At 69.0% G+C, this 18,202-nt stretch carries 21 protein-coding genes; 14 read left to right on the forward strand and 7 right to left on the reverse strand.

What is annotated here, in order from left to right:
• Positions 1-69: 69 nt before the first annotated feature.
• Positions 70-435 carry a rhodanese-like domain-containing protein gene (locus tag CRP45_RS19575; RefSeq protein WP_097246297.1) on the reverse strand — a complete coding sequence of 122 codons (366 nt, stop codon included), beginning with the start codon at positions 433-435 and terminating at the stop codon, positions 70-72.
• A gap of 455 nt (positions 436-890) precedes the next feature.
• Between CRP45_RS19575 and CRP45_RS19580 the strand changes: the two genes are divergently transcribed.
• A complete protein-coding gene (locus CRP45_RS19580; RefSeq protein ID WP_097246298.1) occupies positions 891-1,502 on the forward strand; it encodes a hypothetical protein in 612 nt (203 codons plus the stop codon).
• Positions 1,503-1,650: 148 nt separating this feature from the next.
• Here CRP45_RS19580 and msrA read toward each other — a convergent pair whose 3' ends face one another.
• Complete coding sequence (gene msrA / locus CRP45_RS19585; protein WP_097246299.1) at positions 1,651-2,358, reverse strand: peptide-methionine (S)-S-oxide reductase MsrA; 708 nt, start codon at positions 2,356-2,358, stop codon at positions 1,651-1,653.
• Between the two features lie 193 nt (positions 2,359-2,551).
• On the opposite strand from msrA, the gene CRP45_RS19590 reads away from it, so the two are divergent.
• The 3 genes from CRP45_RS19590 to CRP45_RS19600 all read left to right on the forward strand — a co-directional run bounded on the left by CRP45_RS19590 (position 2,552) and on the right by CRP45_RS19600 (position 5,067).
• On the forward strand, positions 2,552-3,175 hold the full coding sequence (locus CRP45_RS19590) for a superoxide dismutase (protein WP_067786488.1): 624 nt from the start codon (positions 2,552-2,554) through the stop codon (positions 3,173-3,175).
• Positions 3,176-3,511: 336 nt separating this feature from the next.
• Positions 3,512-4,039: a peptidase gene (locus CRP45_RS19595; protein WP_067786690.1), complete on the forward strand. Its 528-nt coding sequence runs from the start codon at positions 3,512-3,514 to the stop codon at positions 4,037-4,039.
• A 209-nt stretch (positions 4,040-4,248) separates the two neighbouring features.
• Positions 4,249-5,067: a class I SAM-dependent methyltransferase gene (locus CRP45_RS19600; protein WP_067786486.1), complete on the forward strand. Its 819-nt coding sequence runs from the start codon at positions 4,249-4,251 to the stop codon at positions 5,065-5,067.
• 68 nt (positions 5,068-5,135) lie between these two features.
• Here the strand turns inward: CRP45_RS19600 and CRP45_RS19605 are convergent, their stop codons facing one another.
• On the reverse strand, positions 5,136-5,903 hold the full coding sequence (locus CRP45_RS19605; RefSeq protein WP_067786688.1) for an SDR family NAD(P)-dependent oxidoreductase: 768 nt from the start codon (positions 5,901-5,903) through the stop codon (positions 5,136-5,138).
• 152 nt (positions 5,904-6,055) lie between these two features.
• On the opposite strand from CRP45_RS19605, the gene CRP45_RS19610 reads away from it, so the two are divergent.
• Both CRP45_RS19610 and CRP45_RS19615 read left to right on the forward strand, forming a co-directional pair.
• Positions 6,056-6,934 (forward strand): SDR family NAD(P)-dependent oxidoreductase, encoded by an 879-nt coding sequence (locus CRP45_RS19610; RefSeq protein ID WP_097246300.1) that lies wholly within the window; start codon positions 6,056-6,058, stop codon positions 6,932-6,934.
• Positions 6,935-7,000: 66 nt separating this feature from the next.
• Positions 7,001-7,672: a TetR/AcrR family transcriptional regulator gene (locus CRP45_RS19615; RefSeq protein WP_067786482.1), complete on the forward strand. Its 672-nt coding sequence runs from the start codon at positions 7,001-7,003 to the stop codon at positions 7,670-7,672.
• Between the two features lie 40 nt (positions 7,673-7,712).
• Here CRP45_RS19615 and CRP45_RS19620 read toward each other — a convergent pair whose 3' ends face one another.
• The 3 genes from CRP45_RS19620 to CRP45_RS19630 all read right to left on the reverse strand — a co-directional run bounded on the left by CRP45_RS19620 (position 7,713) and on the right by CRP45_RS19630 (position 12,561).
• On the reverse strand, positions 7,713-8,432 hold the full coding sequence (locus CRP45_RS19620) for a TMEM165/GDT1 family protein (protein WP_097246301.1): 720 nt from the start codon (positions 8,430-8,432) through the stop codon (positions 7,713-7,715).
• Between the two features lie 403 nt (positions 8,433-8,835).
• Positions 8,836-10,794 (reverse strand): molecular chaperone HtpG, encoded by a 1,959-nt coding sequence (gene htpG / locus CRP45_RS19625; protein ID WP_097246302.1) that lies wholly within the window; start codon positions 10,792-10,794, stop codon positions 8,836-8,838.
• A gap of 84 nt (positions 10,795-10,878) precedes the next feature.
• Positions 10,879-12,561 (reverse strand): TM0106 family RecB-like putative nuclease, encoded by a 1,683-nt coding sequence (locus CRP45_RS19630; protein WP_097246657.1) that lies wholly within the window; start codon positions 12,559-12,561, stop codon positions 10,879-10,881.
• Between the two features lie 324 nt (positions 12,562-12,885).
• On the opposite strand from CRP45_RS19630, the gene CRP45_RS19635 reads away from it, so the two are divergent.
• The 8 genes from CRP45_RS19635 to rraA all read left to right on the forward strand — a co-directional run bounded on the left by CRP45_RS19635 (position 12,886) and on the right by rraA (position 17,873).
• Complete coding sequence (locus CRP45_RS19635) at positions 12,886-13,518, forward strand: DUF6474 family protein (protein ID WP_067786476.1); 633 nt, start codon at positions 12,886-12,888, stop codon at positions 13,516-13,518.
• 14 nt (positions 13,519-13,532) lie between these two features.
• Positions 13,533-14,096, forward strand: coding sequence for a hypothetical protein (locus tag CRP45_RS19640; RefSeq protein ID WP_097246303.1), 564 nt, complete (start codon positions 13,533-13,535; stop codon positions 14,094-14,096).
• Between the two features lie 39 nt (positions 14,097-14,135).
• Entirely contained in the window at positions 14,136-14,786 is a 651-nt protein-coding gene (locus CRP45_RS19645; protein ID WP_097246304.1) for a YcnI family copper-binding membrane protein, read from the forward strand.
• Positions 14,783-15,352, forward strand: coding sequence for a copper resistance CopC family protein (locus CRP45_RS19650; protein WP_097246305.1), 570 nt, complete (start codon positions 14,783-14,785; stop codon positions 15,350-15,352). The genes CRP45_RS19645 and CRP45_RS19650 overlap by 4 nt, the downstream gene beginning before the upstream one ends.
• Positions 15,353-15,359: 7 nt before the next feature.
• The gene (locus CRP45_RS19655; protein ID WP_097246306.1) at positions 15,360-16,289 is read left to right on the forward strand and encodes a copper resistance D family protein; all 930 of its coding nucleotides are present in this window, start codon (positions 15,360-15,362) and stop codon (positions 16,287-16,289) included.
• Positions 16,290-16,327: 38 nt separating this feature from the next.
• The gene (locus tag CRP45_RS19660; protein ID WP_067786468.1) at positions 16,328-16,783 is read left to right on the forward strand and encodes an SRPBCC family protein; all 456 of its coding nucleotides are present in this window, start codon (positions 16,328-16,330) and stop codon (positions 16,781-16,783) included.
• An 83-nt stretch (positions 16,784-16,866) separates the two neighbouring features.
• Complete coding sequence (locus CRP45_RS19665) at positions 16,867-17,232, forward strand: DUF5313 family protein (RefSeq protein WP_067786466.1); 366 nt, start codon at positions 16,867-16,869, stop codon at positions 17,230-17,232.
• A 155-nt stretch (positions 17,233-17,387) separates the two neighbouring features.
• Positions 17,388-17,873: a ribonuclease E activity regulator RraA gene (gene rraA, locus CRP45_RS19670; protein ID WP_067786464.1), complete on the forward strand. Its 486-nt coding sequence runs from the start codon at positions 17,388-17,390 to the stop codon at positions 17,871-17,873.
• Between the two features lie 8 nt (positions 17,874-17,881).
• Here the strand turns inward: rraA and CRP45_RS19675 are convergent, their stop codons facing one another.
• Complete coding sequence (locus CRP45_RS19675; protein ID WP_068066219.1) at positions 17,882-18,103, reverse strand: RNA-binding S4 domain-containing protein; 222 nt, start codon at positions 18,101-18,103, stop codon at positions 17,882-17,884.
• Between the last annotated feature and the right edge of the window lie 99 nt (positions 18,104-18,202).

Here is an 18,202-nt window from a genome sequence, read left to right on the forward strand (position 1 = left end):
GCCCTACGTGGTCCCGCGGGCAGCCGCTTCCCGGCCTGACGCTCATTGCCTGGGCACCTCGCTCTTTCGTCAGTAGATCTTCGCCGGTTGGTCGCTCTCGCCGACCAGCGGGCGACCCGACTTCTGCCAGGCCACCATGCCACCGCTGACTTGCACGGCCTCGAAACCGATGTAGGCCAGGTATTTCGCCACCTCGATCGACCGGCCGCCCTGCCTGCACACCACGTAGACCTCGGCGTCGGGGTCCAGCTCGTCGGTGCGGGCGGGCACGTCGACCATCGGGATGTGGATCGCGCCTGGGGCGTGCCCGAGCTGCCACTCGTCGTCCTCGCGCACATCGAGCAGGATGGCCCGGACCTGGTCCGGTCGCTCGCTGTGGTCGAATTCGCCGGGCAGGTCTTCCACCCCCACCGCCGGGATCTCGGAGCTCGTCACGATTCGATCCTGCCATGATCGGCGCACGTGCGTGCCGTCGCCCGCGTAGCGGTCACGGGCGGGTTCGGGGCGGAGCCTGCCGCGGCATGGGAGTTATCCACATAATCCACAAGCTGATCCACAGGCGGCGCCTATCGCGACCGTGGACACTCACAGGCCGCGGCTATAAGCAAACGTCACGCGAATCCGTTCCACCCTCGTCGAGACGGGATCGGGACCCACGCGGCCCGGTTCGGCAGATCCGCAGTGAAGCGCGCGTCGCGAACGACCGATCCGGGACTCCCCTCCTTGTCCATCCCGGAGCGGTCGTTCGCCGCCGCCTCGGAACCGCGGCCGAGCGGGTCCCGACACTTACTTGGACGGCACGGCGAACGATTCGGTTCCAGAAAAAACGAGAACACTAGCGAAAAAATGAAATACCGGGTTCCAGCTGGTGCTCTGGGTAGCCTGGGGGCATGAACGTGAGCAGGGGGCTACTCGACGGATTGGACTCCAGCGGATTCAACACCGCGATCTCGGAGGCGACCTGCCTCGGGCTCGAGGTCGATACCGAGGCGGCGACGCTGCGCCTCGATCTGACCGTGTTGACGGTGCCCGCCGACGAGACAGCGCCGCAGGATCACCAGGTCCGCCTGAACTTCACCGGCGTCAGCCGGGTCGCGGCCTCGCTGCGCATCCAGCGCTGGGACGACATCGAGGCGGAAGTCCTTCCGTTGGATCTCGACGGCCTCGACGAGGCGATTCGCAGCTTCGGCGGCGGCCGCCTGCACGGCTGGGAATTCATCGACGTCGACGACAGCGGGTGGTCGCTGTGGCGCGAACTGCTCAGCTTCGACACCAAGATCGACGACCACACCCCGTCGCACGTACTCGAGTTCTCCCAGGAGGAGGGCATCGACCCGCGCGAGCTCGACGTCCGGGTCTGGTTCGACAGCCTCACGGTGCACGACGCCAAGGGCAAGGAGATCGCACCCGCCGACTTCATCGCGGGCGGCGTGCGCTGGTGGAAGGCGCACGACGCGGGCGATCCGCGCACCATCCGCCCTGGCATCGTTCCGCCGCTGTAAAGAGATTCCGCGAACGCCGCGCGTCCGATCGCGCGGCGTTCGCGTTCACGCAGCTGGAATGCCGCCCAACCACCGAGCCGCACCGCGGGACCCGGAGCGTCGAGACCGCCGAGCGCGGCCGACGCGAAGCTCCTTGGCGCGAAGACTTTCAGGCTCCGAGACCGACCGGGCAACTCACCCCGGTGGCGTGCACGGGGCAGTATCCGCCCGGATTCTTCGCCAGATACTGCTGGTGATACCCCTCGGCGTAGTAGAACCCGGACAGATTCGGCCCCGGCCCGCCCGCGCCAGGCGTCGGAAGCGGCGCGATCTCGGTGGTGATCGACCCGTATCCCGCCTCCGCCAGGCGCTTTCCGTAGCTCTCCGCGGTACTCCGAGCCAGCTCGGCCTGTTCGTCGTCCAGCGTGAAGATCGCCGACCGATACTGCGTTCCGCGATCGTTGCCCTGGCGCATTCCTTGGGTCGGATCGTGGTCCTCCCAGAAGTGCCGCAACACGTTCGGATACCCGAGCACCGCCGGGTCGAAGACGACGAGCACGGCCTCGGTGTGGCCGGTGCGTCCGCTGCACACCTCTTCGTAGGTCGGGTTCGGCGTGAACCCGCCCGCGTAACCGACCGCGGTCGTGAAGACGCCGTCGAGTTCCCAGAAACCCTTCTCCGCGCCCCAGAAACAACCCATACCGACGACCGCCACCCCCATGCCCTCCGGGAAGGGCGGACGGAGGGGATGTCCGTTCACGAAGTGGGTATCCGGCACCAGAATTGGTTCCTCCCGGCCGGGGAGCGCCTGATCGGGCGCCACCATCACCGGGTCGGGGAGACGGATCCGTCCGACCAGTTCGTCGAAGAACGACATGGTTCGATGCTACTCACGAATGCTCGCGGTCGAATTGTCCTTCCGCTCATGCCCCGTCCGACCCCTGCATGATCATCCGATCTCCGATGGAATGTGGGGGCACACGGCCCGGTTGCAACCGAGCGGGTGTACGAATGATGGTTGGAAGCGCTCGATCCGGGCGCAACAGCCCGACAACTGAGAAAGGGACATCGTGGCTGAGTACACGCTGCCAGATCTGGATTACGACTACAGCGCCCTGGAGCCCCACATCTCCGGGCAGATCAACGAGCTGCATCATTCCAAGCACCACGCGGCCTACGTCGCTGGCGCGAACACCGCCCTCGAGAAGCTCGAGGCGGCTCGTGAGTCCGGCGATCACGGCGCGATCTTCCTCTACGAGAAGAACCTCGCGTTCCACCTCGGTGGCCACGTGAACCACTCCATCTGGTGGAAGAACCTTTCCCCGAACGGTGGCGACAAGCCGGTCGGCGAGCTGGCCGCCGCGATCGACGACCAGTTCGGTTCGTTCGACAAGTTCCGCGCGCAGTTCACCGCGGCCGCCAACGGTCTGCAGGGCTCCGGCTGGGCGGTGCTCGGCTACGACACCCTCGGCCAGAAGCTGCTCACCTTCCAGCTCTACGACCAGCAGGCCAACGTCCCGCTCGGCATCATCCCGCTGCTGCAGGTCGACATGTGGGAGCACGCCTTCTACCTGCAGTACAAGAACGTCAAGGCCGACTACGTGACCGCGTTCTGGAACGTCGTCAACTGGGAGGACGTGCAGGAGCGCTTCGCCCGCGCCGTCAGCCAGGGCAAAGGCCTGATCTTCGGCTGAGTCTTCGGCGCGCTGGCGCGCGCGTGTTCGCGGCCTTTATGTCTCGCTTCCGAGCGGTCGAGACTCGCGACTTCGTCGCATGCGCTTCGACCACTCGGAAGCGAGACGGCCGCGAACGGGCTCGTAAGACTCGCCCCGACGTGGCTGGGAGTGCGCGGTCGGCGAGCTGGGCCGATTGGCCCGCCGGGCAGATGATCGCCCGGCGGGCTTTTTGCTGTTCTCTGCCCGATTAGCACTCATTGGTACTTGTGTGCCAGATGATCCGTGAGTCATCCTCTGAATCCAACAAGTTCGAGGACGGGCAAGGCCGCCCCCGGTTTCACCTCGGGAGGCACGATGCGGACCAACGGGCCGATCGGCGTCACGCCGTTCCACTCGCGCGGATCGCTGCGCGGGTTCGTCATCTCCGGTCGCTGGCCGGACACCACCAAAGAATGGGCGCAGGTGCTCGTGCTCGCTGTGCGGGTGGCGAGTCTGCCCGGCCTGCTCGCCACCTCGACCGTCTTCGGCGTCCGCGAGGATTTGCCGGACGATCCGGAGCCGGGCACGGTCGGGCTGGTGCTCGCCGAGGGCACGGTGCTCGGCGACGAGGCGCTGGAGCCGGGCCGGTTCGCCGACCACGTGCCGCCCGCGCTGCTCATGCTGCACCCGCCTTCGGAGACCCGGCCGTCGCTGCCGGAATGCGCGGGCGCGGCCTCCGGCTGCGTGCTGCTGCCCGGCGTGCCGCACCTCGGCCTCGAACACCGCGCGGCCTGGGCCGAGGCGGAATCCGACGGCACGGTCACCTCGCTGGTCAGCCGGGTCGGCCTCGATCCGATCTGCGATCCGGACACCGCCGTGCTCGCGATGCTGCTCGCGGCTTGAACCGCTCGGGTCGTCGAACACGCGCCGCTGCTCGGCGACCGGAATCAGCCGCCCGGCTCGGGAGCGTGCGCCGCTCGGCGGATGCGGACACTCGTCCCGCGCCTAAAGCCCGAGCGAACGTCTACGCGCACAGTGACATTCGGCCGAGTTGATGGTTTGCGAGGGGGCTACACAGTTAGCCTGTGTCGGTCGAAAGGATCGTGGAACACATGTCCGGAAATCCCCTCGCCGCCGCCGAACCGTGGGATCTGGTCGCCGACGGCTACGCCGAATCCGCGCTCGCGATCATGGCGCCTTTCTCCGACCGCGCCCTCGAACTGGCCGACCTGCCCGCCGACGCGCACATCATCGACGTCGCGGCGGGCCCCGGCACGCTGAGCCTGCCCGCGGCCGCGCGGGTGCGCCGCGTGCAGGCCGTGGATTTCGCCGAGCACATGCTCGAACGTCTCGGCAACGCCGCGCGCGAAGCCGGTCTGACCAATATCGATCTACAGGTCGGCGACGGCCAGCAACTCCCGTTCGAGGACGATCGGTTCGACGCGGGGTTCTCGATGTTCGGCCTGATGTTCTTCCCCGACCGGATCAAGGGATTCGCCGAGCTGTTCCGCGTGCTGAAGCCGGGCGGGATCGCGGTGGTGTCGAGTTGGGCGCCGGTCGCCGAATCCCCTTTGATGCGGATGCGGTTCGGCGCGATGGCGGCGGGCGATCCGAACATCCAGGAGCCGCAGCCGAACTTCCTGAGCCTGGAGAATCCCGAGGTGTTCGCCACCGAGATGCGCGGCGCGGGGTTCGCCGGTGTGTCCATCCAGCGCCACACCACGACGGTGTCGTTCCCCGACGCGGATCGGCTCTGGGAGCAGATGTCGCGCGGCAGTGCGCCGATGGCGGTGCTGCGGCGCTCGATCGGCGAGGACGAGTGGGCCGCTCGTTCCGAGGCCATGCGGGCCTACCTCGTCGAGAACTACCGTCCGAACACCCCGCTGGCCACCACCGCGTTCCTCGGCATCGGGCACAAGCCGCTGCCCTGAGTACGAAGAAGCCGAGCACGAAAAAAGCCGCCCCCGAAGCGAATCGGAGGCGGCCTCGCGCGCGGGTGTTACCGCGGCGCCATGCGCAGCGCGCCGTCCATGCGGATGGTCTCGCCGTTCAGGTAGTCGTGCTCGACGATGTACTGCGACAGCTGCGCGTACTCGTCCGGGCGACCGAGGCGCGACGGGAAGGGCACGCCCGCCTCGAGACCCTTGCGGTACTCCTCGGTGACGCCGGCCAGCATCGGGGTGTCGATGATGCCGGGGGCGATGGTGTTCACGCGGATGCCGAACTGCGCAAGGTCGCGCGCGGCGGGAACGGTCATGCCGTGCACGCCGCCCTTGGAGGCGGAGTACGCGATCTGGCCGACCTGGCCCTCGAACGCGGCGACCGAGGCGGTGTTGATGACGACGCCGCGCTGGCCGTACTCGTCGACCGGGTCGGTCTTGGCGATGGCGTCGGCGGCCAGGCGCATGACGTTGAAGGTGCCGAGCAGGTTCACGGTGATGACGGTGCGGAACAGCTCCAGATCGTGCGGGCCGTTCTTGGACAGGATGCGACCGGCCCAGCCGACACCGGCGCAGTTGACCACGATGCGCAGCGGCGCGCCCGACTCGACCACCTGCGCGACCGCGGCCGCGACCTCGTCGTTGCTGGTCACGTCGGCCGGAATCAGGGTGACCCCGGCGGGCACGTTGTCACCGGCGCGCTCGATGGACTGCGGCACGTCCAGGCCGAAGACGGTGGCGCCCAGCTCGGCGAAACGCTTGGCGGTGGCGGCGCCGAGGCCGGATGCGCCTCCGGTGATGATGGCGGCGGAACCCGAAATCTCCACGATGGTCCTCTCGTTCGTGACAGGCAGTTGGCCCTTCGTCAATTGCACCATAATCGGTGGGGCGTGAGAGATGTAGGACGGCTCCCTCTCACGACCTTCGGGAAGCGAACATATTTGCGAACATTGCTGTTCATCGGTGGTATCGTCGCCGCATGAAGCTGTTCGCCGGCCCGGTGGTCGCCGGTAGGAAGGTGCTGATCACGGGAGCGGCGCGGGGCATAGGGGCCGCGCTCGCCAGGCAGCTGCACGCGCACGGCGCTGCGGTCGCGCTGCTCGGACTCGAGCCCGATCTGCTGGCCGAGGTGGCCCGCGAATGCGGCGACGCGCCTTGGCGGTACTGCGACATCGGCGATCCCGCCCAGGTGGAGCGGGTGGTGAAGACACTGGTGAGCGAGCTCGGCGGGCTGGACGTGGTGGTCGCCAACGCCGGGGTGGCCAAGCAGCTCGCGCTGATCGGCGGCGATCCTTCGGTGATGGAGGAGACGCTCGCGGTGAACGTGCTCGGCGTCTACTACACGCTGCGCGCCGCGGGTCCGCACATCTGCCATCCGCGGGGGTACGCGCTCATCGTCTCGTCGCTGGCCGGCGTGGTGAACCTGCCGCTGGCTGGCGCCTACAGCGCGTCCAAGGCGGGCGTCGAGGCGCTCGGCCACACGTTGCGCAACGAGATCAGGCACACCGGCGCCAAGGTCGGCGTCGCCTATTTCGCCGAGCTGGACACCGACATGACCACCCGCGGTTTCGGCACGGCGGCGGCGCGCGCCATTCTCGGCCGCGCCACCGTCTCGGGCGTCGCACCGCTCGGCCCCGCCATCGACGCCACCGAACGGGCCATCGCCCGCCGTCGCCGCCAAGTCGTTTCGCCCTGGTGGGTGGCGGTCGCGCTGCCGTTCCGCCCGCTCGCCCAGCGCCTGGTGGACGCCACGCTGCGCCGCGGAGTCGCCGAGGCCCTGGAGATCGCCCGCGCCGAGGACGCACCCTTGACCACCGACCAACCCACCCGACCCCGCAGAATGGAGCGGCCCGCCTGATCGGCGCGGTGCTGCCGCGGCACCGCCCACCGAACACCTGCCCCACCGAACACCCGGAGCCACCGCATGACCGACACCGCAGGCACCGCCCGCCAACTCCCAAGGGGCAGGCACGGTTTACCTCGGGAGCAGGTGATCGCGTCCCAGCGGGACCGGATACTGGACGCGATGGCCGAGACCATGGCGGTCACCGGCTACGTCGGTACCTCCGTGGCGGCCGTGCTGAAGGTGGCGGGCGTCTCCCGTGAGACCTTCTACGAGCAATTCCGTTCCAAGGAAGACTGTTTCGCGGCCGCCTACGAGCGCGCCGTGGAGCGGTTGGTCGCCCGCATCGCGGAGGCATCCGCCCCCGGGGACGAGAACGTCACGGGCGGACCGGATCTCGATCGCATGGAGCGTCTGCTCGAGGCGTACTTCGAGGGCCTGATCGAAGACCCCGCCTACGCCAGGCTCTACCTCGTCGAGGTCTACGCGGTGGGTAACGACGCCCTGGCCCGCCGCGCCCAGCTCCAGGAATCCTTCGTCGCCCTGATCGCCGAGGTGCTACGCGCGCACACCGAACAACAGCGCTTCGCCTGCCAGACCTTCGCGGCGGCGGTCAGCGCGATGGTCACCGCCCGCATCGCGGCCGACGACCTGGACGGTCTGCGCGGTCTGTGCGCGCCGCTGCTCGACATGGTCCGGCGCAGCGGGGATCTCTACGGGTCGGCGATGGTCGCCGACGAGATCCGCGCCTGAGTCGGGTTCCCGGCCGACCCGGCGAAGCCACCGGAAGAGCTCACCGACCGGGCCGAGCGCTCTCCGCGGCAACTTCTTCGACCTCGACCACCGACGCCGCCCGAACCCGCCGCATCAGGATCACCGCGCCGAGCACGACGGGAACGACCGCCGCGATCCCCGCGCTCGCCCACATGCCCAGCGACGGGACCGCAGCGCCGAGCAACGTGGTGCTACCGAAGTAGAGGAACAGCAGCCCCGAGCAGATGCCGATGAGCCGCTCCGGCAGGTGCTTGCCCACCGCGATGCCCACCGCGATGGCGAGCGCGTCGGCGGCGACCATGCCGACGGTGGATCCGAGCCACACGCCGAACCAGCTGTTGTCGGTGGCGAGGGCGGCCGTGGCGAACATGGTCCGGTCGCCGAGTTCGGCGAGCAGGAAGGCCGAGAGGACGACGAGGAACGGCGCCGCGGTGGAGCGTGGCGGTCGCGGCTCGTCGTCTTCGTCGGGGGCGCCGAGGTGTTCGCGCAACGTCCACAGGCCGACCGCGAGGAAGGTGAGGGCGGCGACCAGGGAGATGGCGCGGGTGGGCAGTGCCGCACCGAGGAAGTAGCCGACCGCGACCGAGATCAGGTGCACGCCCGCGGTGGCGGTCGCGATGCCGCCGAGCACCACCCACCAGCGATAGCGCAGCGCGAACGTCAGCGCCATGAGCTGGGACTTGTCTCCGAGTTCGGCGAGGAAGACGATGCCGATACTCAGCAGGATGGTGGCGATCATCGTGTGACGTACTCCCGGGTCTCCGGCCTGCCTGCCGGAGATCTGGGTACGCCTCCGGCCGACAACGAATGGTTGTTCAGGCCGAAGGTCTCGCCCACCGGATGAAAACCCGGTTCACACAACCGGACCCGAGCCTCGGGAGGCGGCGGGTCAGTATGTCGACTGCATGATTGGGGGCTACTCCCCTTCGCTACTGCCGACCATACCCCAGCAATCTCCGTGACGCCAACCCGCTGTAAGCCAAATCGCTATGCGCGCAATAAGTTTGGCGCTCCTGCCCACAGGTTTTGGTAACCCGTAAGCACCCTTCAGCAAACCCTCATCAGCGAACCAGGGCTCTCGGACGAAGGCATCCGGAGACGACGAAGGCCCCCTCCGGGGAGGGGGCCTTCGGGTTCAGGGTTTACAGGGTGCGGGTGAGGCGGTCCGTCAGGATGTGCGCGAAGCGCGCCGGGTCCTTGAGTTCACCGCCCTCGGCGAGCACCGCGGTGCCGTAGAGCAGTTCGGCCGTCTCGGTGAGCTCGGGGACCTTGCCCTCGTCGGCGTCCTGCTTGCGCGTGTCGTACGCGTCGCGCAGGCCGGTGACCAGCGGGTGGGTCGGGTTGAGCTCGAGGATGCGCTTGGTCTCCGGAAGGATCTGGCCCGAGGCACGGTACATCCGCTCCAGCATCGGCGTGAAGTCGAAGACGTCGCCGACCAGGCAGGCGGGCGAGGTGGTGAGCCGGTTGGTCAGGCGCACCTCCTTGACGCTCTCCTCCAGGGTCTTGCCCAGCCAGGTCAGCAGCTCGGCGAAGTCCTTGTCCTGCTGCTCGCGCAGCGCCTCGGACTCCTTCTTCTCCTCCTCGGTCTCCAGGTCCACCTCGCCCTTGGCGATGGACTGGAACCGCTTGCCGTCGAACTCCGGCACCGAGCCGACCCACATCTCGTCGACCGGATCGGTCAGGATCAGCACCTCGAGGCCCTTGGCCTTGAAGGCCTCCATGTGCGGGGAGCTCTCCACCTGCTGACGGGACTCGCCCGTCATGTAGTAGATCGCGTCCTGGCCGTCCTTCATCCGCTCGACGTACTGCGCGAGCGTGGTCAGCTCGGTCTCGGAGTTCGTCGAGGAGAACGAGGAGACCTGCAGGATGGTCTCGCGGTTGTCGAAGTCCGAAAGCAGGCCCTCCTTGAGGACGCGGCCGAACTCCTTCCAGAAGGTCTGGTACTTCTCCTGATCCTCGGCGCCCTGCATGTCCTTGACCGTCGAGAGCACCTTCTTCACCAGGCGCTTGCGGATCATCTGGATCTGCCGGTCCTGCTGCAGGATCTCGCGGGAGACGTTGAGCGAGAGATCCTGCGCGTCCACCACACCCTTGACGAAGCGCAGGTATTCCGGCATCAGCTCTTCGCAGTTGTCCATGATGAACACCCGCTTGACGTAGAGCTGCACGCCGCGCTTGTGCTCGCGGGTGAACAGGTCGAACGGCGCGTGCGACGGAATGAACAGCAGCGCCTGGTATTCGAACGTGCCCTCCGCCTTGAGCGGAACGATCTCCAGCGGGTCGTCCCACGCGTGGCTGACGTGCTTGTAGAACTCCTTGTACTCCTCGTCGGAGACCTCGCTCTTCGGGCGCGTCCACAGCGCCTTCTGCGAGTTGAGGGTCTGCTCCTCGAGGATCGTCTTCTCCTGCTTGTCCTCGCCCTCGCCCTCGGTGACGGTCCGCTCCACCTGCATGCGGATCGGCCAAGCGATGAAGTCGGAGTACTTCTTGACGATCTCCCTGAGCTTCCACTCCAGGGTGTAGTCGAAGAGGTGGTCCTCCTCGTCGGCGGGCTTCAGCTGCAGCGCGACCGACGTGCCCTGCGGCGCGTCGTCGACGGCCTCGATGGTGTAGGTCGAGCTGCCCGCGCCGGCCTCCCAGCGGGTGCCCTCGGTCTCGCCCGCCTTACGGGTGGTCAGGGTGACCTTGTCGGCCACCATGAAGGTCGAGTAGAAGCCGATGCCGAACTGGCCGATCAGCTCCTCGGCCGCGGCGTCGGTCTTCGCGTCCTTCAGCTGCCTGCGCAGCTCCGCGGTGCCCGACTTGGCCAGGGTGCCGATCAAGTCGACGACCTCGGCGCGGGACATGCCGATGCCGTTGTCCCGGACGGTGAGGACCCGGTTGTCCTTGTCGACCTCCAGCTCGATGTGCAGGTCGGACGTGTCGACGTGCAGGTCCTTGTCCTGAAAAGACGCCAGCCGCAGCTTGTCCAGCGCGTCGGACGCGTTCGAGATCAGCTCCCGAAGGAACGTGTCCTTGTTGGAGTAGACGGAATGGATCATCAGCTCGAGCAGCTGATGGGTTTCTGCCTGGAACTCGAGTTGTTCGACGTGCTGAGTCACGTCGCGATGTTACCGCCGCGGGCGTGGTCGCGGCCGGAGGAGGTGCGTCGATCGCAACCCCCGGCGGAACTGCGGCCCGACCGATCAGGCGCCGCGACCGAGGGAGGGGGTGGCGGACGACTCCGGCGCGCGCCCGAAGTCGGCGAGCGCGGGCACCTCCAGCTCGGCGCAGTGCGGATTCGGCACCCGCGGCATCATCCATTCGCGCAGCACCTGGGTGGCGCGCACGTCGTCCTCGTTGTACTCGAGCAACCGGGTGCGCTGGGTCAGGTCGGGCGCACCGTCGTAGCCGACGGCCTGGCGGTACCAGCTCATCGACGCCTCGCCGCCCGCCTCCGGATCGCGCCAAGCGAAGCCCGCCACCGGCGCGATCTTCTTGAGCCCCTTGCCGTTCGGGCAGATGAACTGATCGGTGACGGCCTGGAACATGTCAACCCACTCCGGCCCGTCGACGAACGCGCGCACCTGCTCCACCGTCGGGACCCCGGGCCTGCCCGCGAACCTGCGCGCCGACTCGTACAGCCACTTGTCCTCGGCGGTGCGCGAATAGCAGTACGCGGCAAAGGTTTTCCCAGCCGTCGCGGCCTCGGCGCGGACCGTCATCAGCCAGGTCCAGAACTCGCCGAAGGAGCGGCCCTCGTCCTCGGTGGGCAGCGGGTCCCAGGTGACGAACGGCCGGTAGCGCCCGTCCAGCAGCGTGCCCCACAGGTAGGCGCCGTGCTCCTGGAAACTCTCCAGGTCGACATCCACCTCGACGTCGGCGCGGCGCACGTGCACCCGGTCGAAGCGGCGGACCAGCGGCGCGCCGGCCAGCCAGGCGCGCGCGGTGACGACGGCCTCGTCGAACGGGCCGTGCTGCCAGTCCTCCGGGTCGTCGCCGGTCCAGGCGGCCAGGTCGTCGATGGTCTCCACGCCGTGCCCGCGCAGCACGTCGGCCCGCGAGCCGGGCGCGACCAGGCTGACGTCGCGGTGCTCGGCGAGCCAGCCCTCGCAGCTCGGGCCATCGACTCCCCTTGTCCACCAAGGGCATTGCCTGCACTCGGGCACCTTGGACGGCACCGTGGGCAATTCGCCGCGCACCACCGCGATGCGGTCGGCGTAGCGGCGGTCGTAGTCGTCGAGCAGCGGGCCGAGGTCGTGCACCAGGATGCGGTCGAAGTGGTAGCCGATGACGCCGCCGACCAGCGCGGGGCTGGCCAGCCCGTGGCGCTGCAACATCCGGTAGAGGTGGGCGAGGCGCTGCTGATCGCGCGGCTGCTGGCGCAGTTTGCGGGACGGATCGGGGCGCGGATCCCAGCGGTACAGGTCCGAGGTGGTCGGGTGGAAGTCGGCCGGCTCCGGTTTGCGCGGGTCGGTGACCTTGTGGTTGACCACGATGATCGGGATGTAACCGCCGCGGTCGCGGTCGCGAAGCAGGATCTCCGAACCGCCGCGTCTTCCGGTGTCCGGTTCCTGCGGCAGCAGCCCGCCCCAGATGTGTTGCGCCCCAGCGGCGCACGCGCTCATGGTGGCCGCGGCGCGATCCGACGCGCGGGCCGAGGGGTCGATGATCACCCAGTTGTCCGGGTCGGCGGCGACGAGCGCGTCGCGCACCCGGTTGCGGTGCGCTGTCGCGGCCTCGCGGCGCTGGCGCACGCCGGGATCCTCCACGACGCCGGTGAGCAGCTGCGGGTGGGCGGCGTCCAGGTGCAGGCGGTGCCTGCACCCGATCAACGCGCGCGCGTCGATGAACGCGACGGGCGTCGATTGGATCGCAGCGGTCTCGATCGCGTTCCGGGGCGACCCGTTCTCGGTGGCGGCGTCGTCGAGCGCGCCTCCGGCCGCCGCGGTCTCGCTCGCAGCGGTCTCGATCGGCGCAGGGATGACCTCGCCCGACCGGTCCGCGGCCGAGCCGTCCTCCTTGCGACCCTCGCGGTCACCGCTGCCCGAATACACGTATGCAGTATGGTCCAGACCCCCGACAGGACACGGTGTGCCCTCGCTGCCGCCGCCGTCGACCCGATAAGGTGGGCGCAAACCGCGTGGTAGACGGCAGACGGCCTCGCGCCGAGTGCGCTGCCCTGGCACACAGCATTGACGGAGGGCCTTCCGATGGGGTTGTTCACGAAGCGCAAGCGGCGTCCGAGTCGCCGGGCCGAGGCCAAAGCCCTCAAGCACAAGGCCGCGATGGAGGCCAAGCTCTTCGCCAAGAACGATCGCAAGGCCAAGCGAGCCGAAGCCCGCACCCAGGCCAAGGTCGCCAAGGCGCAGATCGCCACGCTCCAGGCCGAGGAGAAGGCCGCGCTGAAGATGGCGGCGAAGGCCGAGCGTGACGTCTTCAGCCCCGGTCAGGTGCGCAAGTACCTCGGCGTGGCAAGGGTGCTCGTCCCGGTGCTCGCGCCGCTGGCCTACCGCGGCGCGACGTTCGTCCGCGGCCAGCTCGACACCCGGCGCGCCCAGCAGCTCGGCATCGGCGTCGACCAGCTCGGCGACTACACCGGGCACGGCGCGAAGCTGCAGGCCCGCATCGCCAACACCGAGGCGGCGCTCGGCAAGATCGACGACAAGGGCGGCGAGACGCAGAAGTTCGTCACCGCGACCCGCGCCCGGCTCGACAGCCTCGGCGCGGCGGTCCGCACCGCCGAGCAGATGCCCGCCTCCCGCAGGCGCGCGGTGCACACCTCGATCTCGCACGAGCTGTCCGGCATCGAGGCCGACGTGCTCGCCCGCCTCGGTGTGAACTGAACGCCGTCCCCGTCATGCATCCCGGCCCGAGCACCGGCCTGCCGCGCGGCGGCGCGGTCGGCGCGCTGGTCGGCTTGCTCAGCGTCGCCGCGCACGGCGTCGCGGGCGGGGGCTACCCGGATTCACCGGAATTCGCCCTGCTGCTGACAGTTTCGGCCGCGGCGGGGTGCGCGGCGACCGGATTGCCACACCTCCCTGGACGTGATGCTGGGCGTGGCATCGCGCGGCTGCTCGGCGCGCTCGCGGCCGGGCAACTCGCCGGGCACGCGGTGCTGGCCGGACACGTGCACGAGCAGCGCGATTCGCACATCGCGCGCGGTGACGTCCCGCCGGCCGGTTTCCTGCCGACCGGCTGGATGCTCGGCGCGCACATCCTCGCGACGCTCGGCTGCGCGATCCTGATCCTGGCCGCCGAACGTCTCCACGCGGTCGTCTCTCGCGCGGTCCGCGCCACGCTCGGCGCACCAGGGCAAGTCGCCGTCGCGTCCGCCGAACGCTGGTCCGATCCGCCGAATACGATCTATCGCTTCGCTTCGCATGGGCCCATCGGGCCGCGCGCGCCACCGGCGCCCGCCTGATCCGCACCCCAATCCCCTTCGGACAGAAAGCCTCTCCCCATGCGAAGTTCACTTTCGCGCGCCTGTGGCGCCGTGGCGACCGCGGGTTTCGTGCTGCTCTCCTGCGGTGTCGCCGCCGCGCACGTGACCGTCGACGCGCCAGGCGCGCAGCAGGGCAAGTACTCCGTCGTCACCTTCCGGGTGCCGACCGAATCGGACACCGCGTCCACCACCGCGCTCACCGTGACGCTGCCCAACGTGCGCAGCGCCCGAACAGAACCCATGCCGGGCTGGACGGCCAGGGTGGAGCGCAACGACAAATCCGAGGCCGTCGCGGTGACCTGGACCGCGGACCCCGGCGCACCCGGCGTCGGCCCCGGCCAATTCCAGCGTTTCGTCGTCTCGCTCGGCCCGCTACCCAGCGCGGACACGGTGAGCTTCCCGGCCAAGCAGACCTACAGCGACGGCAAGGTCGTCGACTGGAACCAGCCCGTCGGCCCCGACGGCGCCGAGCCGGAGCACCCCGCGCCCACCCTGACCCTCGCGGCGGGCGGCGACGATCACTCCGACGACCACCGCGTGGACAGCGGCGCCGCGGAGCAGGACGACGACACCGACGACACCGCCCGCTGGCTGGCAGGCATCGGCTTGGCCCTCGGCCTGCTCGGTGTCTCGCTCGGCCTCGGCAGCCTGCTCAGGAGGCGCTCATGAGTACCGCGATTCGACCGTCCGGCAAGACGATTCGCCGTCTCGGCGCCGCGCTCGCCGCCGTGCTGCTGTTGTTCGGCTTCGGGCTGGCCACCGCGGGCGTCGCGACCGCGCATTCCGCGGCCGTCGGCAGCGTGCCGGAGGACGGTTCGACGGTGGAGACGAGCCCCGGCCGGATCAGCGTCACCTTCAACGAGGAGTTGCAGCCGAACTTCCCGTCGCTGACGCTCACCGGACCGGACGGAAACCTGTGGTCGAAGGGCGACCCGCTCGTCGACGGCAAGACGGTGAGCGTCGAGGTGGGCGACCTCGGCCCGGTCGGCGAGTACATCATCGCCTACCGGGTGACCTCCGCCGACGGTCATCCGGTCACCGGCAAGCGGACGTTCACGCTCAGCCAGCCCGGCAAGGGCACGCCGGGCCCCCGCGCGGACGCCAAGGGCAGGACCACCGAGGACGACGGCTCCGACGGCATCCCGGTGTGGATCTTCGTGCTCGGCGCGGTCGTGCTGGTCGGCGGCGGTCTGGCCGTCGCTCTGATCGGCTTCCGCGGCGGGCAGCGACGGTGAGAAGACGGTGAGCGGCGGGGCGACCGGCGGCCGGGACGCGGGGGCACTGCTGCTGATCGTCCCGGCCGGGCTGCTCGGCGTCGGATTGGCCTGGCTGCTCACCGCGGGAACGGCGCCCGCCGAGGGCGCCGTGCGGGTACTCGCGGACGGTCTCGGCGCGACGGTGCTCGGGCTCGCCGCGCTGCCTCGGTTGCACGAACGGCTTGCGCCCCCGTGGCGCATGCTCGCCGCGCTGGCCGGAGTCTGGTGCGTGACCGAGTTCGCGGTGCTTGTCTTCGAAGCCGCCGAGGTGGTCGGGGTCCCGGTGCGGCGGTTGTCCGCCGACCGGTTCGGCACCTTCCTCACCGAAATCAGCGGCGGTCAGGTCGGCATCGCCATCCTGATCGCGACCGCCGCGGTGGCCGGGTATTCGGCGCTCGCCTTCCGCGGTTCCGATACGGCTTCCACCGATCTGGTGCTGGTCTTCGCCGCGGTGGCGCTTGCGCTGCGGCCGATCACCGGGCACATGTCGCAGCAACCGTTCGGCTCGGTCCTCGCCGCCGCGCACGCGCTGGCGGCGGCGGCCTGGTTCGGCGTGCTTGTGGCGCTGGCGATGGTGGTCCGCACGCGCGGCGAGTGGGCGGCGACCCTGCCCAGGTATTCGGTGCTGGCGCTGCCACTGATCGGGGTGGTCGCGGCGACCGGCGTGGTGAACGGCGTCGTCCGCCTCGGCGGCCTCGAACCGCTGCTGAGCACCGGGTACGGCCGCATCCTTCTGGCGAAGACCGCGGTGCTGGCCGGTCTGCTCGTGCTCGGCTGGTGGTGGCGGCGCGGCTGGGTCCGGTTGGCCGCCGACCACCGGATGGACGCGGCGGGTTCGCTGCGCCGGGCGGTGCTCGAGGTGACCGTCATGGCCGTGGCCTTCGGTTTGGCTGCGACCCTTGCCGTCACGGCGTGATCGGCTGCCGCTGGCGGAAACCCGTTACAGTTGCCCGCATGACCGAAGTGAAGATCGTGGAAGACTGTGCCGCGTCGGCCGAATCAGCGTTCCAGTACGTCAACGATTACCGGAACCTGCCCAGCTTTCTGCACGGCATCCAGTCCTTCACTCCGGTCGGCGAGCAGACCGAAGGCGTCGGCGCCGTGTTCGACGGGCACATGAAGCTCGGTCCCGCCTCGCTGCACTCGCGCGTCGAGGTGATCCGGTGGGAAGAGAACTACGCGATCGGCATCAAGTCGATCAAGGGCTTCGAGATCGTGTCGACCTTCCTGTTCCACGCCAAGGGCGACGCGCTGTGCACCGTCGACGCGATCATCGATTACCGCGTGCCCGGCGGGCTCGCGGGCAAGGCGCTCGGCAAGACCATCGAGCCGTTCGTGAAGATCGCGGTCAAGCACACCACCGACAATCTCGTGAAGCACATCGCCGAATTCCACGCCAGCCGCGCCTGAAACCCGGAAAACGCCTGGCCGGGGGCGTATTGGTCGAGATGCGAAGCTGGCGGTGACTTATAGCACAGGCATAGCCTGTATGCATGAAGAAACCCACATTCGGGCAACGGATCACCTACGATTTGGGCCGCGAGCTCCCGGAGGAGATGCACGAGTGGGTCGTCCACGATCTCACCGGGCATGGGGCAATGGAGCGGTACCTCGTCCGGTTCCTGGTGCCGATCATCCCGTTCTTCGCGCTGGTGCTGTTGTTCCCAGGGCCGATGCCGCTCAAGATCGGCATGATCGTGATGATGATCGTCCCGCTGGTCATTTTCACGGTGGCACTGAGCTACGTGTGGCGTCGCTTCCGCCTCGTCCAACACGGCTTGAGCCCGGACCTGCTCGACCACAACAGGATCAGCGACCGCGATCGGGAGCGGTACGAACTGCGGTACCGCCATCACTAGCGGCCCGACAGCACTCGACGCCGCACCGAACAGCGCGGCGTCGGCGGTCGGCGGCGAAACAACCCGTCGCGGCGCACCGCGGGAGTAGCGACCGAGCTCACATCGGGCAACCGGCCGCGGCCACCGCTCGGCCCGCCACCCCTAAGCTGACACCCGTGACCGAATCAGTGAACATTGCCACCGCCGATCTGGCCGACGAGATCGGCCCCGAGATCCGTAGCTGCGACACGCAGTTCATCCAGTTCGGCGGCCGCGAGGTGTTCTCCGGACGCATCACCACCATCCGCTGCTTCCAGGACAACCTGCTTGTCAAGCAGACGTTGAGCGAGCCGGGCAACGGCGCGGTGCTCGTGGTCGACGGCGGCGCCAGCGTGCACACCGCCCTGGTCGGCGACATCATCGCGGGCCGCGGCGTGGACAACGGCTGGGCGGGCGTGATCGTCAACGGCGCGGTGCGCGACTCGGCGATCCTGCGCACCCTCGACATCGGCATCAAGGCGCTGGGCACCAACCCCCGCAAGAGCACCCAGACCGGCAGCGGCGAGCGCGACGTGACCGTCGAGTTCGGCGGCGTCACCTTCGTGCCCGGCGAAATGCTCTACAGCGACCACGACGGCATCGTGGTGCGCGCCGAATCCTGACCGGCTCGCTAGTCCGGAGCGACCCGCGCCTTGTGACCGGCGAGGGCGACCACGTCGCCGACGTGCAACTGACGTCCGCGGCGTAGTTCGACCTCGTCGTTCACCCGGACCAGGCCCGCGGCGATCACCGTCTTGGCCTCCGAACCGGAATCGATCAGGTTCGCCAGTTTGAGGAACTGGCCGAGCCGAATGACGTCGTCATCAATCGGCACATCGACTGGATCCGACATGGCGTACATCCTCGCGCCAGAAACCCCGGATCGCCAAACCGCCTCCCGCAACGGGGCCGCGAACACGCGGCGCCGAAGGCGCTGCCATCGGGCGCACCA

Origin of the sequence: Nocardia amikacinitolerans (assembly GCF_900215415.1) — a bacterium.
GTDB classification, from domain to species: Bacteria; Actinomycetota; Actinomycetes; order Mycobacteriales; family Mycobacteriaceae; genus Nocardia; species Nocardia amikacinitolerans.

Excerpts from the sequence above, each read along its gene's own strand:
- CRP45_RS19675 (WP_068066219.1), bottom strand. The coding sequence starts at position 18,103 with ATGTCGGATCCAGTCGATGTGCCGATTGATGACGACGTCATTCGGCTC.
- CRP45_RS19635 (WP_067786476.1), top strand. The coding sequence starts at position 12,886 with ATGGGGTTGTTCACGAAGCGCAAGCGGCGTCCGAGTCGCCGGGCCGAG.
- CRP45_RS19615 (WP_067786482.1), top strand. The coding sequence starts at position 7,001 with ATGACCGACACCGCAGGCACCGCCCGCCAACTCCCAAGGGGCAGGCAC.
- msrA (WP_097246299.1), bottom strand. The coding sequence starts at position 2,358 with ATGTCGTTCTTCGACGAACTGGTCGGACGGATCCGTCTCCCCGACCCG.
- CRP45_RS19665 (WP_067786466.1), top strand. The coding sequence starts at position 16,867 with ATGAAGAAACCCACATTCGGGCAACGGATCACCTACGATTTGGGCCGC.
- CRP45_RS19620 (WP_097246301.1), bottom strand. The coding sequence starts at position 8,432 with ATGATCGCCACCATCCTGCTGAGTATCGGCATCGTCTTCCTCGCCGAA.
- CRP45_RS19580 (WP_097246298.1), top strand. The coding sequence starts at position 891 with ATGAACGTGAGCAGGGGGCTACTCGACGGATTGGACTCCAGCGGATTC.
- CRP45_RS19645 (WP_097246304.1), top strand. The coding sequence starts at position 14,136 with ATGCGAAGTTCACTTTCGCGCGCCTGTGGCGCCGTGGCGACCGCGGGT.
- CRP45_RS19640 (WP_097246303.1), top strand. The coding sequence starts at position 13,533 with ATGCATCCCGGCCCGAGCACCGGCCTGCCGCGCGGCGGCGCGGTCGGC.
- CRP45_RS19660 (WP_067786468.1), top strand. The coding sequence starts at position 16,328 with ATGACCGAAGTGAAGATCGTGGAAGACTGTGCCGCGTCGGCCGAATCA.
- CRP45_RS19595 (WP_067786690.1), top strand. The coding sequence starts at position 3,512 with ATGCGGACCAACGGGCCGATCGGCGTCACGCCGTTCCACTCGCGCGGA.
- CRP45_RS19650 (WP_097246305.1), top strand. The coding sequence starts at position 14,783 with ATGAGTACCGCGATTCGACCGTCCGGCAAGACGATTCGCCGTCTCGGC.
- CRP45_RS19600 (WP_067786486.1), top strand. The coding sequence starts at position 4,249 with ATGTCCGGAAATCCCCTCGCCGCCGCCGAACCGTGGGATCTGGTCGCC.
- CRP45_RS19610 (WP_097246300.1), top strand. The coding sequence starts at position 6,056 with ATGAAGCTGTTCGCCGGCCCGGTGGTCGCCGGTAGGAAGGTGCTGATC.